Genomic DNA, 18,685 nt, shown 5'->3' on the forward strand with positions numbered 1-18,685 from the left:
TATGAAAAATATTCTTGTAGTAGGTGCAGGCCCTTCGGGGCTTGCCTGTGCCAAAAGGCTATCAGAAAACGGCTTTGATGTAACTGTTATAGATAAAAGAGGATATAAGGGAGGGCTCTGCTCTTCTTTTAACATTGATGGCTTTAATTTTGACCGTTTTGTACACTTTAGCTTTACTCAGGATAAAGAAGTAATTTCTTTATTCAATAAATCCTGTAAAGGAAAAGTGAGAGAGTTTAAGCCTAGTGTATATAATTACTTCAAGAGTAAATACATAATGCACCCAGTTCAAAATAATTTGAACTCTCTTGGAGTTGCTAAAGGGCTATTGTATCTTACTTCATATATAACACGAAAAAGATCCAATATAGTCAATTATTATGATTGGCTATGCGCATCTTATGGTAAGAAATTTGCTGACGACTTCCCTGTTTTGTATACCCAAAAATACTGGTGTGCAGATCCCAAAAACATGGAAACAAAGTGGATTGGACCACGAATGAGTAATATATCATTCATTGATTATATACAATCCATTTTTTCAAAAAATGAACGTGTAAAGTATTATCATAAAACTCAAAGATACCCAGAGTTTGGTGGATATGGTTCTTTTTTAAATGAACTAGATGGCTGTTATAAATTAGAGCTTGATACCGAACTTATTTATATTGATGTGACTAATAAAGTCGCTAAAACAACACAAAAAGATATCAAATTCGACTCTATTGTATATACAGCCCCTTTAAAAGAATTTCATAAATTCATAAATGAAGATACATTAAAGAGTAAATGCGATCAGTTGCACCACACAAGCGGTTACATGGTTTCTCTAGGGTTGAATAAAAAGCCTAATAACAAAGGTATTTTCTTTTACATTTATGACAAAGATATCTTGTTTGCAAGAGCATACTATCCACATTTAAAAAGCACAAACAATGTACCTGATGGTTGCTACTCTATGCAGCTTGAATTTTATACGCTTGACGGAAAAGAGATAGAAGCACCTCAGGACACTTTACAATCTTCAATAAATAAAGTTTTACAGTCCATTGATCTGTCTAATGAAAATATGCTGTTTTGTGATATCAAATTTGAAAAATATGCAAATGTATTATTTGATCACGGCATATATAAGGCCAGAGAAGAAATTATTAATGTAGCTAAAAATAATAATATATATCTTGCTGGACGTTTTGGATTATGGGACTACTTATGGTCTGATCAAAGTATAAAAAGTGGCTTTGATGCTGCACTACAGATTATAAATAAGAGGGATTATGATAAAAACTGCTTTAATAACAGGAGCTAAGGGTTTTGTCGGTTCAGCTCTGTGCCAATCATTGCAAAATGACTATCAAATTATTAATGCAAGTCACAGTGACTGCTTAGATTTAAACAGCTTACGTGATTGTTTTGATGCTAATATAAATAGCCATGAAATTGATGTTGTATATATTTTAGGTTGGAGCGGCGTTGCTGTGCAGTCTCAACGCAATTCAATTGACATCCAATTTAACAATGTACAGAGCGTTGTAAATTTGTTAAATGCGTTACGCGCATATAAAGTCAGAAAAATTGTATTTGTAGGATCAGTCTCTGAGTTGGAGTTTATATTTTCATTTGGTAAAAAAGAAAAACTTCCATTAATCACTTGCTATGGTGCAAGCAAGATATATGCAGATACACTCACTCGATATTATTGTCAGGAGAGAAATATATCCTATTCAAGTGGATTTATATCAAGCATCTATGGCCCTGGTGAAATAAGTGATAAATTTATATGTTCAAGTATAAAAAAGCTTTTAAATAATGAACATTTATCATTTTCCTCAGGGAATCAATTATATGATTTTGTATATATAGATGACGCAATATTAGACTTAATAACTCTTAAAGAAGATGAATTTAATGGTCAGTACATTATTGGCTCAGGAAAATATATACCTCTAAAATCTTTTATTCATCAAATGTGTGCAGTCTTTAACAAAGATACTGATGAATTTAGAACGTTTGGCTCAACAGGTGGCGAGAGTCTGGACTTATCTAAACTACCATATAAACTCGAATTTATCTCAAATGTTGCTAATCTTAAAAGAACAGAATTTGTAGAAGGTATCAGAAAAACAGCTGATTTCTTAATTAGTCAAGGAGTTATAAATAATGGATAGAGCAATTGTGTTTGGCGCCAATGGCAATCTTGGTAGTGCAATTGTCAACGCACTGTTAAGTCACAATGTTGAAACACTAGCACTGTCAAGACATAATGACAGATTAGATTGCATTGACAGTCCCATTTTTAGACAAGCTATTGTAGATGCAAAAGATCTTTCTATGATTGATGGAAATACGCTATTGGTTAATTTCGTTAAAGGACATGACTGTGCTTTCTACTATACAGCATGGAAAGGAAATGAGCGTCTAAGAGATGGAACACTACAAGAACAGATGGATAATGTTACATATGTTTCCGATGCCATTGTTCTTGCTGCAAAACTTGGCTGCACAAAGTTCATTTACACAGGAACACAAGATGAGGCAATTTTTGAAAACTATCTTAAAAGTGAATGGAAAACAAAAGCCTGCCCTGAGCATGACATAAACTACATGAGTGCTAAACTTGCAGCACGGGATATGAACCTACTTATAAGCTATTTAAATAAAATAGATTATATACATACTCGCTTCTCTGCTGTTATTAACACAAATCTTGAAGGTGTAGGTTTTATTCCAAATACATTAAAAAAATTGATGAATAATGAACCAATACCAGAAATTGTTAACAATAACCCTATGGAAATCATATCTATAGATGAACTGGCTGAGGCTTATTACCACCTAGGTCTTAAAGGAAAAAATAAAGCTAATTACTATCTTGGTTGCGGTGATGTTGATACTATCAGTAATTTATTTACAAGATTTGTAGCAATAAAAGATAATAAAGATCTTAATTCTTTGAACTTACAGTCTACAGATTTTAGTAAGCAACTTTTGCAAGAGTACGATCCGGCACTACTTTATAAAGATACTAATTTCAAATTCACAAAGAACTTTACCCAAATAGCAAAGGAGATAGTCTTAAAATGAAAAGTGCAATTATAACAGGAGCTACAGGATTCATAGGATCAAGACTTGTAAGATACTTGCTTGCTAATAACTATAAAGTTGTAGCATTGGGACGTGTCGATTTTTCACTAATCGATCCATTGCGCATGCAGAAGCACGAAAATCTGAAATATATCAAATTGGAAATGGAAAATATTGAGGCTTTATTTAATTTTAAAGATCAATTTGGTTTTGATAGTACAGATGAATGCGTATTTTATCACTTTGCTTGGAGTGGACATAAAGGACTATCTGATTTAAGTGTTTCAGGACAAATGAAAAACGTAATTCAGAGTGTTAATGCCTATAAAGTTGCCAACAAACTTGGATGTGATAAGTTTGTTCATGTAGGAACAATGGAAGAGGCCTTTGGCGACGCATACCTAAAATTAGACCATCATGTAAATAACGAATATAACAGACATGTTGTATATGCTGTTGCTAAACAGATAACCCGATTTACGTTAAAGGCACTGCAAAAGGACTTAAAGACTAAACTTATATTAGTATGTAAATCTCATGTGCTTGGGCCAAACGATGCTAGAGACTCGTTACTGAGACAAACTATGAAAATGATTGTCAACGGAGAAAAACTAGAGTTTACTTCAGGCGAGCAAACATTTGATGTAATATCTATTTCTGATTGTGTAAAGGGATTTGAGTCTATTGGCCTTAAAGGCAAAGACAATGCTGAGTATTGGATTGGGTCTGGGCAGCCAAGGGCTCTTAAGGAGTATCTTGAAATTATGATAAATAGATATTCAAAGGGGCACCCTCATGAATTCGGAGCTAAAAAGTACAGTGATCTCAAGCTATCGAAGGAAACTTTTATGCCGCCAGAATTATATAATGACACTGGGTTTAAATGCACACAATCATATGAAGAAGCTTGTGACGAGATGTATGCCTGGTTCCATGATAACAAGCTTGTTGAGGAAAACTAATTATGAACAGATTTGATTTTGAGAAAACTTGTATTGACGGAGTCTACATTGTAACCCCAAAGCCTTTTAAAGACGATAGAGGTTATTACGAAAGGTTTTTCTGTGCCCAAGACTTTTCAGAATTAGGTGTATCAAAGACAATTTGCCAAGTTAATCACTCATATACAGCAAAAAAAGGAACAATTAGAGGATTTCATTTTCAGCATCCACCATATGCAGAGACAAAAGTAGTCAGATGCACCAAAGGAGCAATTATAGACGTAGCCTTGGACTTAAGGCAGGGATCTAGCACTTTTTTACAGACATTTGCTATAGAGCTTAATGATAAAAACTCAAAATATTTAGTTTTACCCAAAGGTATAGCTCATGGCTTTCAAACCCTAGAGGATGATAGTGAAATTATTTACTTTACAGATCACATCTATACCCCAGAGGCAGATGATGGCATTAATCCGTTTGATCCAAAAGTAAATTATAAGTGGCCTTTAGAAGTTACCTCTATAAGTGAGAATGATAAAAATAGAAAACATATATCAAACAACTTTTTAGGTCTAACAGTAAAATAAAAATTAGTTTAAATTGTGTAATTAGAATATTAAAGCAGGTAAGTATTTAATATAAGTATGTGTATAAAACATACTTATATTACCTGAATGCTTTAAATCCACAATTTGATTTAAAAAAATTATACATCTTAATATATACTGCCAATCCATTTTTAGGATTAAATTATGAAAAAAATTTGTATTTTCTATTCTGCTACACCGGGTCGACTATTTGCTCTAGGAACTAGTTTAAATTCATTTTGCAAAGTTCATAAAGACTTAGATTTTGATGCATATGTTCATATTGAAGATATGCAGTCTTTGGACAAAAATAATATTAATACTCCACCAGAAACAGATATTGCAGCAATAAAAAAGATTTGCCCAAATGTTAAATTTCTCTATACCTCTAAAGATAAAGATACAATTTATTCTAATTTAGATTTCTCTCTTTTTACTGCCAAAGATTCAGATAAACCAACTATGAAATTGCCAATAAATATATTGTCATGGCAGTTTCTATTCTCATTACTAGATCAATATACATTTCTTATAAAAATTGATGATGATACTGTATTTAATACGTCCATAGAGAATTGTTTAGACGATTCACAATATGCCATATTGAGAGCTAGTACTAAAAGGATTCATAAAACTTACCTTGGCGCAATAGATCTTATAGAACGCAATTTTGATTATAAATTTACAAGAAAATACAAAGCGTATAATGTTGGTCTATCTATATTTACAAATAGATTATCTCAATTTAGTGAGTTTAGAGATCAATATATAACCTTCGCAAATATGTTTGCAAAGTCAGATGCTTTTGTTGCTCCTATAGATGAGTTTTGTTTCGCCATGACCTGTGCTCATTTTAATATTAAAATTACTAATGACGTACGCTTACAGGTGTTTCCAAAATATGCTAATAATCAAACTGTTGCCTTGCACGCCACAGGACCTGAAAAGTTCTGGAATTCCGAGATAACATCATATATGTCACCAGAGTGGCTTGATAATTATATAAATTGGGTATCTCTAGGAGGATCTAGATATGTATGTGATAATAAATCTCCTTCTATTAACCGCTTGGATAGGTGGAATCAACTTATAACGCCTAAATACTGGATTCAGTTTTTGCAACACCACTCCTTATTTCAGTATATTGAACAATTAGATGATAACTACAATACACAAGTTAAAATTTTTACAATAAAAGGACTGCCAAAAGACTTTATTTACCTAGATATAACATTGGTTTCAACTTCTAATAAAGTAAACAACATTCAGTCTACATTCTGTTTAAACAAGAAATTATTGTCAGAAAAAAGTGAAGAATGTTTAATAGATATCTTTAAAAGAAATAATTATGATGTAATTAATAAAGAGGTGTATTTGTACTTTAAGAGAAGCGCCTCTATTTTGTCTATAGATCAAGAAATTGATTTTCTTGAATTGTTTCTCAATAGAAACATAAATAATATATCGTCTATTTTTGCAGGGCAAAAAGATAAAAGATTTTTTTACACGTCTATTTTTAAGAATAGAAAAAACACTTAACTACATTAGACGATATTAGTAGCATTAAAAAGTCTTCTTTTTAGATTTTGTAACTGCGGGAACACCCCAACAGTTGTTCTTTAAAAATTTACTATAAGTTATTGTTATACTTGAGAAAAGTGTGACGCGAGGATCTCTTCGATCAAATTTCTTTAAAAATACTTATACACTGGCCATATTTTAATATTATGTATTGTCATTTTTCTCGAGAATTAATAGACACTTAATCTTTAACCTTCTTTCAGAGTTGTAATGAGTAGTATAGAGTTCAAGCCAATAGATAACTTGTTCATGCCTAGCTAAATGCGAGCCTATAGCTTTTATATGGGCTAAGGACTATGAACCGCACAAACAAGCTTATTATGATAGTGTACTTCTTCCTGACATTGAAAGGATGAAGGCCTCTTGCGCTATGCAGCCAAACATGATTCGTAAGCAGGAAAATAAAGCCTGTCTTTTAGTTGAACGGCTAAGTTTGACCACGACATATTGCTTGATACTGCTTCCGGTAATATTGTCAATTTCTATAGGAAGAACTACATTGCTCTAAAGCTTCTAGTACCAGGTATACCGGAAAAGGGCTATATGGTAATTCAAAGAACGGTAAATACTGCACACAGGCTTATAGATAAAGAGTTTATTAAAGGAAATAAAAACTATTGCAGGTATGTCATATATTAGAGACTACTGGTTTATAGAGCAGGCTCATAATACTCAGAGTGACCAATTATTCAATCAGAATCAGCTGAAATGTTACAATGAGAATAGTATCTCCAACCACGCTGATCTAAATAAGATTAGAATGAATATATTAAGCTACAATGGGCAGGTTCTAACCTAGGCTCTTGGCAAAATCTATAACTGTAAGTTATTGATATACAAAAGAATATATCATTATTTATCGGAATTTAATGTGTACGAATATCTAGCCGTATTCTGTGTCACAGCGTAATAAAAAGTCCATCTGAATAAGATGATTTTCTAAAAATTTCGATCCAATTCCTCAAAGCCTCAAAAACCATACTGAACTGTTCTTTTTATGAGCAAAATAGCGACATATCTATAAGAGTCTAGGCTAATAAGGCTTACAATGACTTAAAGTAAAGTTTTAAAGAACAACTGCAATGTATACTTGCAAACAAAATTTAAATAAAAGATATATAAATTTATAACATTTTTTGATTAAAACTTAGAGAAAAAATAAGTTCATATTTTTTATTGGTGATTTATGAAAGAAGAGTTAAAAAGTCATATAGGATGGGTCGTACCTTCAATTTCTCAAGCAGTCTCATTTTTTAAACTAATTGGTTATAATGAGATATCAGAAAGAACATATGATCCTATAAGAGAAATTAATATTCTCTTTATTTCAAATATTAACCAAGTTATAGAATTGATTGAACCATCATCAAATAAATCTATAGTCTATTCTTACCTGAAGCGAAATGGACCTGGACCGTATCATTTGTGTCTTTCAATTGATTTAAACAAAGAGATTTCTTCATTGGAAAAAATTAAATTTTTTCCAATCACACAAAAGCAGGAGGCTGTAGCTTTAGGAAATACAAATGTACAATTCTATTATAGTAATAATATTGGAATGATTGAGATTGCGTCAGATTAATGTATATAATTATGATCTTTTCTGCTTTAAAATTGATTTTAATTAAAAGTTTCCCAAAAATCTGTACTATTAAACGGCTTCAATATTTGACGCTATCATAAAGGAAAGTTGTTCCACTCAAGAAGCCGTTTAAATAATAGCATATTTAAGTGTCTATGAACTCTTTTTGGGCCTGCCAACCGGTCTTTTAATCTTGTCAGTTTTTTCAATTTTAGGTCTGCCAGGTTTTCTTTTGGGTCCAATAAATTCAGGCTTTTTCTTTGGTCTTCCTCTTGGTTTGGGCTCAGATGTAACTCCTTGCGAGTCCACTTCTTTTTTCTCTTTATGAGGTCGACCAGCTTTAGCTTTTCTAAGTTTTTCAGGTGCCTGCTTATTGGTACAAAGTCCAAGTTTAATTAATGCCTCAAAGCTCGATTTAACCCCCACTTCCCAGTATCCATCATCTAAATCAGGTATGCCTTCAATAGGTGGATCAGTTCTTCTCCATACGGCATTGAGATCTTCCATAAGCTCTCCATATGTTATGCCGTTTAGTACATTATTTTCCTCAAGCTTGTTTAGAATCCTTGATGTAATCAAGGTTGATATGAAGTTTATAAACTCAAGACCCTGCACAGAAAAGTCATTGTGAACTCTTGTCTCATCAAAGTACTCTTCATTTTTATAGCGATTAAACATAAGCTCAAGAAGCCATCGCTCCTTGAATGTCTTATATACAGAAGATGGTTCTAGATCTAAATCTGACTCAAAAACAATCAATCCGGACTTTTCTTCTCTAGATTTATACTCCTGAGCGTCAAATGAGTTGTTTTTTATCGTTCTCATTATGTAGTTTGTATTTTCTTTTGCATAGCCTGATATATCTCTGAAAGAATACAGATAAAGACCGTCTTTTGTTACAACTTTCCTGCAAACTACTGCTTTGTCCTCATTGTTGAATATTGCGAAGAAGATCTGACGATCTTGTGTTAGAAGATCCGTGGAGTGGTAATTTTTAATATGACCTTCTGGGGTATTTTTAGCTCACAAAAAGACAAAATCTCATCCCTTTTGGCTTACTTTTTTATTATTTCATCATCATTTTTAATTTGTCAATACCTTATTTTTGTAGAAATTCCCGTTACTTTGAACCCATGAGGCTTAAATCTAGCTAGTGTAGCAAAACAAATTTCAATAACAACATATTGATACATAAGGAAATATTGTCCATAAAGATCTGGCTGTGCTACGCTAGAAGATCTTGAAATATTTTTTTAGAAGATCTTTAAAAGCACCATAACTTGTATTGTTTTTGAGAGATATCTAACATATTGGCGTCATATGTCACATAATATGTAAATTAAAGGAACACGCTCCTTTTGTCTAAAAAGAACATGCTCCTTTAATTAAAAGAACATGCTCCTTTAATTAAAAGAACATGTTCTTTTAACTTGTACCTTTAAATGTTCCTTTAATTGTAATTTTTTGATTATAATCAAGTGGATACTCAACAAAAAAGGCCAGCTTTTAAGCCAGCCCTTGTCTACTTTACCCAGTTTTATTTACCAAGCCTGGCTATAGCCTCCAGTATAGCCTGCTGCTTGTCATCGCTTTGCTGCTCCAGCCGCTTGGTTAAATGTGCGTTGGTCTTGGTTTGCTCCGCTAAAAGAGACTCAAGCTCTTTTATCCTTTCATCCTTTTTAGCAATTTGAGCATCTTGCTCTTTTAGCTTCTCCTGAGCTAGATGCAGCTCCTTTTGTGCCTCTGACATAAGCTCACCTATTTCCTTATGCTTTGCATCATACTCATTTTGCAGTCGGGTTCTGTCGGCATTGATCTTATCTCTAAAAGACTCAAACAGGTTTAATGCCACCCTTTGCATGTCCTGCTGGAAGCTTTCTGGCATAGTTTCATTAAAACTGGCCTCCATAATGGTTTTATTGTACTGACGCATAAATGCTGATATGGTTTCATTAGCGCCTCCGACAAGCTCTTTAATAGCACGTATAGTCAGTTTTTTACCTTGCTTATTAAGGGTAGATACAGCCTCATCAAATTTCTCTTTGGTCAGATCGTCACGAAAAGCTTTTTTATCTGATTTAGATGTTGTCATAATAATTATTCTCCAGGTTTTAAAAGAGCATGCTCTTTTGATTTAATCTTCATCAACAGAAGTACGGCGGGAAGTGCCTGGTACAATAAGTGTGTAATTATTGTTAGAGCATCGCTCAACAATAGATTCTGACAGTGAATCACCATCAATACCTCCTTTTAAAATATCAATCCAGGCATCTGGGGATTTTTGAGAGAGAATCACTGTGCTCTTTTTGCCATAGCGCTTGTCCAGAATGTCAAATAAAATGCTTTTCTCGTCAGCATCATATGGGGTGAGGCAGAAGTCGTCCAGGATAAGCATGCTTTTACCTGTTATAACTTTTAACTTGGTGGCGTAGCTTGCAGAGCCTAAATTCATGTGCAGGTTGGCTATAATGTCTTTGGTTGAGTAGTATAAAGTTGAGTTGCCAAGACAGCAGTTGCGTCTCCCTAAAGCTGAAGCAATAAAGGTTTTACCAGATCCAGCTTTACCGTATATGGTCAGGTTGTAGCACTTTTCTACAAACTCAAGAGAGCTTAAGCTATCTATCTTATTGATAAATGTAGGGTCACTGCGTTCTAGATCTTTTAATATCATGCAAAGCTCTGCCTTTACCGGCAGTCTAGAAGCTTTAATTAAAGACTCCTGACGTCTTTTATTTCTTGTATTCTGCTCAGCTGTGAGCATATTGGTCAAAATGGTATCAATGCTGGTGGCCTCCAGCTCCTGAGGGTTGTTTACATATGCATTAAACTGCTCTAAAGCTCCCCTCATATCCAGCTCACGTAATAAAGATTGAATATTTGTAAGTGACATAATTAACTCCTAGCTAAGTTGATTTTTTATATAAGCAAAGCGCTCATCGTATACAGCATGGCCGTTTAAAAATTCTTTAGGCCTAGATTGGTTCTCAGAACCCTGCGTAGATGAGGTTTGTGATGTGATTTCTTTTTGAGGCAATGGCCAGAGCATGAGATCGCAATGTCCTAAGATGACAGCTTCACCAAGGGCCATATAGGTCTTGTCATTGTAGACGTCATCATAATTGTATATGGCAGGCTTTTCATATCTCTCCCATATCTTTATAAGCTCAGAACATATGATACTGTCAAAGCCTTTGTACATATGCTCTTTGACGCAGCGATCAAAGATGCTGTAGTGAGCTTTATTGGCTTTAACAATGGTCAGGAATTTGTGTATATATCTTATTTTGTCAGCATATCCATATTTGCAGTGCGTGAGCTGGAAATCACACCAGCTTTTAACATGCTCCCCAATAGCTTCTGCCCACTCCAACAGTAAATCTTCTTGATTTTTTATGCTAAAGATGTCATATATAAGGTGTTGTTTTTCAATAACACCATGGATGGCTGACAGGCCTTTTACGCCATCCATTCTTTTATAACTTACAATAACAGTATCAAGGCTTAAAAAACTAACTGTCTGATTAGTGGTATGCACTGTGACTTTCTGTCCAATCCATTTAGATGGTATTGCGTATGTATGATCTTCAAAAGTAAAGCGGGCAGTCTCAGACACTGTTATAATGAAGCTTTCAAAGAACCTGTAATCCCATGAGGCAGGCTGTTGCAATAAACCTTTTTCAATATCAAAAAGCTCCTTTCTTGAGCTCTTCATGCCCCTTACCTTGCATTCATTCATCCTGGCAATATGAGGCGCGATAAAAGAGTTTATCTCATCTAATGAACTGAAAGGATTGCCGTCTTTTACGTGGTTGTTGGCAATAGACAGAGCATAACGGGTAACATACTTTACAGCAGCTTCGACAGCGCCCTTGTCTTTAGGCCGTCCGCTGCGACAGGTAAAGACCCCTATATTAAAAAACTCTTTAAAATTAATCATCTCATCTGTAAGCTGACCCTGATAACGAGCAGCCTTCTTAACAGCTGCTTTGAAATTATCAATGCGTATGACATGGGGACAGCCACCAAAATATCTAAAGCTGTCAGCTATGGCATCACACACCACAGGTTGAGACTGATTGGCAATAGCTTTGACAAAGATATAGCGCGATCCAGTAAGTACAGCCACGATAAATGTGGCATAGTGGGTGGCGCCGTTAACCACATAGGGCAATCTAACTCCTGTAAAGTCATACTCAGCCTCACCAGCCATTTCATGCTCTTTCATATAAACAGGCCTCTTAATCTGTTTTTCATGCTCCCGCCATATATGGCATACACGAGATAAAGACAAGAAGCTACTCTCTCCACTATCAACGAACTCTTTATTTTTTGGATCATTGAAGTAATAAAGCTCAATCACTGACTTCCTGGTTAAAGCCAGTTTCTTTTGTGACGGTGTCTTTGCCTCAAGATGCGACTTGATATATTTGTCTTGTAGGTAATCTATATCAGGCATAATTTTATTGTTGCTTTGTACAGGCCTTGTCTTTTTATAGTAGAGTTTATGAAGCTCTTTACTGGTCATACCTCCAATAGACTCTCGGGTTAACTTGAGCTCAGCAACTTTACGACGCAGACGCTGTGCCGTGCCATGAGAAAACCCCTCATGCTCCAGCTGTGCTGCCGTCATAGTCAGGGCTTTAATTAAAGCCCGCTTTAAGGTATCTGGATCCATTTGTCCTCCACTACCAATTTTCTTTTTATGTTTTGCAATGTAATTTATCCTTGGCATAAAGCCTCCTTTAAAAATTGGAGACTCTAAGATACCAAAGATGCCAATGTAAGAATGACAGGGAGGAAATGTTAGTTTTTGTTACTTTGATTTGAAACAAAACTTCAAATCGAGGGGAGCTAAAAATTGACCGCAGGTTTAGGTGCAAATAGAGCACTGAAATACAAGTTCATGTTCCGACTCTTCGGATCTTCTTGCACAATATTCAACACTCATATCTGATGGCACTGTCAAACTCTAAAAGAGAATACTCACTGATTCGTACATCATTGCGCCTTATTGGGGTTATATAGTGAAGATCTTTGTGCTCAGCGAGCTCCTGTCTAATTTTATTTGGTGGAAAGCCTTTGTCGGTTACTATAATTCCTTTTTCTATATTATTGTTCCTAATAAAGGCTCTATAAGCAGAGGCATCTATAATGTTTCCAGGTAAAATCATAGAGCATAATGGCTCCATGGTTTCTATTACATAAGCATAGATAATAGAGACATCTCTGCAACCTTTGACACGAGCCTTCCTTGAAAAATTAGACAAATCGTTAACTATACTTGTATTCTGCTTAAGAGTTCCATCTATAGCAATATGACAAGAAGGCAGGAGTCTGTCTATACGTCTTGCATAAAAATCATGCATCAATTGAGAATTTGAGCCAAGGTGGTAGATGAACTTTGCTACTGTATTCTTGCTAAGGCCCACATAAGGTATAAATTTTGAAATAAAACAATGCTCATAGGCGGACTTCAATCTTGTATTTGTAACTCTAGGTCTTATTACCCTTAGCAAGGCCATAGCGAGAATTGTATCCACATCCCCGCACTCATACACGGCCCTCAAATCGTCTTTTATATCGCCGACTACCGAGAAAGCAAGAGCACTGGCTCCATAAGACAATTTATCTGGCATTACTCCCTGAGATACAATTTTAGTCTCTTTGGCAACATAACGACCATCAATAATATGACCAATAATAGCTCCATTGATAGGCTGGGCCTTTCCTTTGGCATCATACTTAGTACCAGATCTTTGACGAACAGCGTACCTATATCTGCCAGTTCCAGATAGAACTACGACAGTATTTGTAGGTCTTGGGACGGCTCTTATATTCTCAGGTATAGACATAACTAAAACCCTCAAAATATTATCTATTAATTAAGATATAACTGTACATATTATATCATATATGTACAGTTAAAATAATATATTTATAGTATTTTTTTTATGGATTTTATTAATAATGTCACAATAATAGAGCAAAGAAGAATCTGTTGTTAACAAAGGATTTATGTAATTATTTGGTAAGATTAGGGAGATAGTGAATATGATATAATGAGCTTAAAGTAAATCACCATTAGTACAGTTTATGGGGAATCTTTTATTTAATTGTTTATATTAGTCAATTAAATTTTACACAATTGCATTATATCGCAAATTTTACAATAATCAGATTTTAGACAGAGAAGTTATATGTTAAAATTATACAAATTGATGAATGTAACTAGTTAAATCAGAATAAGATCTAAATTAACCTTTTAAAAAAAAGGGGGGGGGGGGGCTCCCCCCCCCCTTATATACCTTTAACTGAGACAAATGTTATTCATTATCATGGGGAGTTTATAAGTCAATCTAAGCTTACTGATCGTTATTATACATGTTCATCTTAAGTTTAAAATTTGCTGTTTTTTCAAATATGCTTTTTGCATTCAATGGATCTATACATAATTCCTTAATGTAATTATATTTTACCGCAGAAATCTCTAAAAGCTTAGGACTTAGATGTTCGAACAAGTTTATATCAAAAACCTTGTCAATATGTCGTAACTGCTCTAAGCAGAGGTAATTGACAACTACTGCGCTGTAGCAATTATAGTAATTTAGAAGGGTTTTGGTATCGCTAAATTTATCAGAAATATTAGCAAGAAAACTATAAGGATTTTTAGAAATTGTAGCTGTTCTAGTAACGCTCTCAGATGTAGAATCATACAAATAAACTGGATCAGTTACACATACTACTCTTGAACACAATTCGAAGAGTTGAAGAGCATATAACCAATCCTCATGCATAACACCTTCAAGGAACTTTAATTTAGATGCAATTTCAAATTTAATTACCCCCACAGGAAAAAAATATGTATTCTACATTGTAATCTTTTAGTCGTGCTAATAATTGGGAATTAGAGACTATATCTTGATTATTAAATTTTAATTTGTGAAGAAAAGACAAATGATACCAATAAAGATCTGCATCATTGTATTTGCTAAAGATAGAAGTAATAAAATTTTTATTCCATCTATCGTCAGCATCTAAGTATACAACATAATTAACAGACTTAAAATTAAATACACCAGCATTTAATGTTAACATATTAATTTTCTTTTGACTAAAATTCTCTAGCTGCCCTTTGGTTGGTAATTTATTATTCAATTGAATATAATTTAGAAAATTAATACCCATGTTTCTTGCGGCGCCTTGTCCCCTATTTTCTTGGCTAATTAAAACCATATTGTCATAATATTTGTATTTTGAGATTTGTTTAATTGTATTATCTACACTCCCATCATTAATTAATATGATTAGTAAGGAATTATATTTCTGATTTATAATAGAATTTAAGCACCTTTCAATATATTTTTCTTTATTGAAGACAGGAATAATAACAGCAATTTTGGGCATATTATTTCAACCTCTTAAGAACTAAATCTTTAAAATATAATTTCGGGTTTTTTACCAATTTTCTCAGTTTTCTTCTAGTTGGTGATATAATTTTTGAACTTACTTTTTGGTCGGAAAGTTTAGGTAAATTTTTATCGACTTCAATATTGTTTGTAGAGTGCTGTTTTACTTGTGAAACAGTTGCAGCATTTACTAAGCTAACTGATGAAATGTTAGCAACAGGATAACTTGTAATTTTGTCACAATATGATAATGAACAATACTTATCTGATATTTCAAAATAGTTATATATATTATCTATTGTACTACAATAATTTTCTTGAAAATTCTTTAAAGATAAATAAGATTCATAGAAATTACGATTTTCATTAGATAAAACAATTCGTCTGTTTTTGTCAGTATTACAAAATTCTGTTATTGCGTTGATAAAAGAGTCGACATTATTTCTTTCAGCATAAAATACACCAGAAATTTTTTCTTTAAGCCATTTATAACCACCAACGTAATTGCAAATAATAACTTTGCCTAATGATAAAGACTCAATCATAGAAAGATCAAACAACGAACCTCTATTAGGGCATAAAACAGCATCAGCCGCATTTATATAGTTTCCAGGTTTTTTAGTAAAAGGGAGTTGAATCCAGTTTGGTGAAGTTATTGGCGCACGAGTAGATTCACCCACTACCACAAAATATATATTTTTATTTTTTGATAATATTTTTTTTGCGGCTTCTATAAGTATGTCATACCCTCTAACATTGACAAATCTTCCAAGATATAGCAACATTGTAGCATCTGATGGAATTTTAAGCTCTTTTCTAATGACTGAAGCACTTGTGTCATAATTTTTTCGTTCTGTTGCAGTTGTACAGAAGAATACAGGTTTGTTTTTTACAATCGTCTGAAATTCAGGCCATGTTTCAAAATATCCCTCCATACTTTCTTCAGTTGGAAAAAATAACGCGTCAGCCAAATTGAAAGCCCAATAATCACGTTGGCTATAGAAATATTTAAATACTTCTATATCTTCTTTCTTGAAATTTCTACCTCTAGTAATTAACTCTATATCTTCACATTCTGGTTTAAATGGATTATGTGTCGTTAAAATTTTAACAACTCTTGATTCTACTCCCATTCTTATTAGTGAGTTATAAATAGGTAAAAAATTATATGCGCCATGTATATGGACAGAAGTAATGTTTTTAGAGTTAATTTTCTGATACTCTGTAATTGGTATAATCTCTCTGAACCATTGTCTTCTTTGATTTATAAATGCCTTGTTTGCGTTATTTAATTCATAGTTATCAATATAGCAAAATCTGGGATCTAAAATTGATTGTAGAGGCTGATAAGATATTCTTTCATCTGGTAAAATATTTGGAAAAATGAAATTACACTTTATATTATCCTTTGTAAGAAATGATGAGTTAAATTGAGAAAAACTATTATATAAAGATGAGATATATCCGACAGATCCACCTTTATTAAGATCATATCCTTGGTGACAGTGTATATAGTGTTGCATATTATTCCCCTATTTTAACTTATTAATAATCATATGAAGTCTTTGCTCTTCTAAATTCCATTTATGAAACGATAATTTTTTCCCGTCACTAGGATCTCCTTTAAAATAGTGTGTGACGCCTTTAGTTTGTGATTTTAAGTCAAATCCAACAAAAGAAATGGTATTAATATTTTTTCTATTTTCATAGAGAAGCTCGGCTACTAAAAGGCCAAGACTCATAACTCTTACATTATTCTCCCATAAATACTTATCACATGGTACTAAAGCAACTCTTATCCCCGATTGTGTAAAGTTATTCAAGGTATTTACACGTGCCTTATTATATGTAACATTTGATTTAAAGCATAGAATGTAATCACAATTTATACAGTTGATTTTATAGTATATAGAATCTAGTGCTGGAGTTAGTACCCAAACGGATGTTTTGTATCCCAAATCTTCTATAAGTTTATATTCTACTGGATAATTATTGAATCTAATGACAATATCATGGCTATCAATAAATTTACCCATCTTACTATTTAATATATTCGGTGCATTCCCAACAACCACTATAGATTTACCCTTAATATATTTTAGAAAATTTTTATAATATTCATTTCCATTTTTATAAAAATGATAAAAATCATTATAGTGTTTAGCAGTGGCCCATTCTTCTGTGGTTATAAGACTTTCTGAGTAAGCTCCGCTTAAAACCTGTGGCTTTAAATACGAAAGGTCTGTAATTATATTGAGATCTTTTAGGAGAAGAAAAAGTCTGCTTTTTATTTGTTCCGAGAGTTTGCTTAATCTTTCAAATGTAATTGTTTGAATAAACCATATAATAAATCGTTTAAATACTACATCATTTCTAGAATGATAACAATTTTCATACACAAGTATGTCATTAAGTGTTTTAGTTAAATTGTTTTCTATCTCAATGGAATTGATTCTTAGGAGCGAAAACAAATAATGGCTATATGATACTATATATGAATAACTTTTATCTAATGAGTCACCCATAGTCGGTAGTGATTTGTACTGAATCTCTTTTTGAACAGAACAACAACTAAAGTCATTTTTGAAACCTAAATTAGTCAAAGTATGCCTTATATTAGGTCTAATATAAATTTGTTGTTCACTGTTTTCTTCTAATACATATTCAATATAGTTTTTGATTTCTTTATTAACTAATAAGCAATCTGTGTTTTTACTTTTATTATAGTATGATACAAGGTGAGCTAAGCAATATCCTAATATTGCACCTTTATAAAATGGATCTGTATTTATAGTTGAATGCAGTGAGAATTCTATGGATTTTATAATATTCAAAAATTTACTTACATTATTAACAGATTGCGCCGAACAGTCTTTGTGGTATAAATATCCTACACCAGGCATTACTCCTATCTTTCCTTCGCGCGTAAGTATGTTAAGAATAAAACCCACATCTTCGTAACTTTTTGAAGATTCATCCATTTTTATATTATTCTTTGTAATATATTCTTTTTTGAAAATACAGGTAGTAATACCGACATTAGCTAGTGCTATGCGTTCTTTGATTTGCTCACGTGTTAACTCTATAGTATCTGAGAAACAAGGAGTGTACATTGTTATTAAATTGTCTTTAAATCCTTCACGAACCTCTATATAAGAATTATAAAAACAGACATCTAAGTTTCTAAGCCTGCTCTCCTTATATAACAACTCATAACAATCAGGTAGTACTTCATCATCACTCTCGCATATGGCGATATACTCTGAACTAGCAAGTTCCAAAGCTGCATTTATTGCACTGCCATATCCGCCATTTGACTTATTGATAATAGTAATATTTTTTTTTGAACAAAAACTATTTAAAACCTCAAGAGTATTATCTGACGAGCCATCATTCACACAAATAATTTCAATATCAGTTAGCGTCTGCAACGCTAACGAATCTAAACAACGCGTTATATACTTATTTACATTATAACAAGGAACAATTATACTTACTGACATT

Annotated in this window: 15 protein-coding genes; 7 read left to right on the forward strand and 8 right to left on the reverse strand. The window is 33.1% G+C overall.

From position 1 onward, the window contains the following. Position 1 precedes the first annotated feature (1 nt). The 7 genes from DRZ93_RS04115 to DRZ93_RS04145 all read left to right on the forward strand — a co-directional run bounded on the left by DRZ93_RS04115 (position 2) and on the right by DRZ93_RS04145 (position 7,775). Positions 2 to 1,309 (forward strand): protoporphyrinogen/coproporphyrinogen oxidase, encoded by a 1,308-nt coding sequence (locus tag DRZ93_RS04115; RefSeq protein ID WP_113745914.1) that lies wholly within the window; start codon positions 2 to 4, stop codon positions 1,307 to 1,309. Then, on the forward strand, positions 1,278 to 2,168 hold the full coding sequence (locus DRZ93_RS04120) for an NAD-dependent epimerase/dehydratase family protein (protein ID WP_113745915.1): 891 nt from the start codon (positions 1,278 to 1,280) through the stop codon (positions 2,166 to 2,168). Before DRZ93_RS04115 ends, DRZ93_RS04120 begins: the two co-directional genes overlap by 32 nt. Next, positions 2,161 to 3,084 (forward strand): NAD-dependent epimerase/dehydratase family protein, encoded by a 924-nt coding sequence (locus DRZ93_RS04125; protein ID WP_113745916.1) that lies wholly within the window; start codon positions 2,161 to 2,163, stop codon positions 3,082 to 3,084. The genes DRZ93_RS04120 and DRZ93_RS04125 overlap by 8 nt, the downstream gene beginning before the upstream one ends. After that, the gene (locus tag DRZ93_RS04130; RefSeq protein WP_113745917.1) at positions 3,081 to 4,046 is read left to right on the forward strand and encodes an NAD-dependent epimerase/dehydratase family protein; all 966 of its coding nucleotides are present in this window, start codon (positions 3,081 to 3,083) and stop codon (positions 4,044 to 4,046) included. Before DRZ93_RS04125 ends, DRZ93_RS04130 begins: the two co-directional genes overlap by 4 nt. Before the next feature lie 2 nt (positions 4,047 to 4,048). After that, a complete protein-coding gene (rfbC, locus tag DRZ93_RS04135) occupies positions 4,049 to 4,612 on the forward strand; it encodes a dTDP-4-dehydrorhamnose 3,5-epimerase (RefSeq protein ID WP_113745918.1) in 564 nt (187 codons plus the stop codon). Between the two features lie 165 nt (positions 4,613 to 4,777). Then, positions 4,778 to 6,151: a hypothetical protein gene (locus DRZ93_RS04140; RefSeq protein WP_113745919.1), complete on the forward strand. Its 1,374-nt coding sequence runs from the start codon at positions 4,778 to 4,780 to the stop codon at positions 6,149 to 6,151. Between the two features lie 1,228 nt (positions 6,152 to 7,379). Next, entirely contained in the window at positions 7,380 to 7,775 is a 396-nt protein-coding gene (locus tag DRZ93_RS04145) for a VOC family protein (protein WP_113745920.1), read from the forward strand. Positions 7,776 to 7,928: 153 nt separating this feature from the next. Here the strand turns inward: DRZ93_RS04145 and DRZ93_RS04150 are convergent, their stop codons facing one another. The 8 genes from DRZ93_RS04150 to DRZ93_RS04190 all read right to left on the reverse strand — a co-directional run bounded on the left by DRZ93_RS04150 (position 7,929) and on the right by DRZ93_RS04190 (position 18,684). Beyond that, on the reverse strand, positions 7,929 to 8,600 hold the full coding sequence (locus DRZ93_RS04150; protein WP_146741094.1) for a hypothetical protein: 672 nt from the start codon (positions 8,598 to 8,600) through the stop codon (positions 7,929 to 7,931). Positions 8,601 to 9,312: 712 nt separating this feature from the next. Next, positions 9,313 to 9,867, reverse strand: coding sequence for a DNA-binding protein (locus tag DRZ93_RS04155; protein WP_113742988.1), 555 nt, complete (start codon positions 9,865 to 9,867; stop codon positions 9,313 to 9,315). Between the two features lie 42 nt (positions 9,868 to 9,909). Further along, positions 9,910 to 10,665: an ATP-binding protein gene (locus DRZ93_RS04160; RefSeq protein ID WP_113742986.1), complete on the reverse strand. Its 756-nt coding sequence runs from the start codon at positions 10,663 to 10,665 to the stop codon at positions 9,910 to 9,912. A gap of 9 nt (positions 10,666 to 10,674) precedes the next feature. Further along, positions 10,675 to 12,507 carry a Mu transposase domain-containing protein gene (locus tag DRZ93_RS04165; RefSeq protein ID WP_113745922.1) on the reverse strand — a complete coding sequence of 611 codons (1,833 nt, stop codon included), beginning with the start codon at positions 12,505 to 12,507 and terminating at the stop codon, positions 10,675 to 10,677. A 205-nt stretch (positions 12,508 to 12,712) separates the two neighbouring features. After that, complete coding sequence (locus DRZ93_RS04170; protein ID WP_113745923.1) at positions 12,713 to 13,627, reverse strand: hypothetical protein; 915 nt, start codon at positions 13,625 to 13,627, stop codon at positions 12,713 to 12,715. A gap of 982 nt (positions 13,628 to 14,609) precedes the next feature. Then, positions 14,610 to 15,179 (reverse strand): glycosyltransferase family 2 protein, encoded by a 570-nt coding sequence (locus DRZ93_RS04180; protein ID WP_113745925.1) that lies wholly within the window; start codon positions 15,177 to 15,179, stop codon positions 14,610 to 14,612. Position 15,180: 1 nt separating this feature from the next. Next, positions 15,181 to 16,704, reverse strand: a complete 1,524-nt coding sequence (locus tag DRZ93_RS04185) for a glycosyltransferase family 4 protein (RefSeq protein ID WP_113745926.1) — start codon at positions 16,702 to 16,704, stop codon at positions 15,181 to 15,183. Between the two features lie 9 nt (positions 16,705 to 16,713). Further along, positions 16,714 to 18,684, reverse strand: a complete 1,971-nt coding sequence (locus DRZ93_RS04190; RefSeq protein ID WP_113745927.1) for a glycosyltransferase family 29 protein — start codon at positions 18,682 to 18,684, stop codon at positions 16,714 to 16,716. Position 18,685: the final 1 nt, after the last annotated feature.

It is taken from the genome of Anaerobiospirillum thomasii (assembly GCF_900445255.1).
Taxonomy (GTDB): domain Bacteria; phylum Pseudomonadota; class Gammaproteobacteria; order Enterobacterales; family Succinivibrionaceae; genus Anaerobiospirillum_A; species Anaerobiospirillum_A thomasii.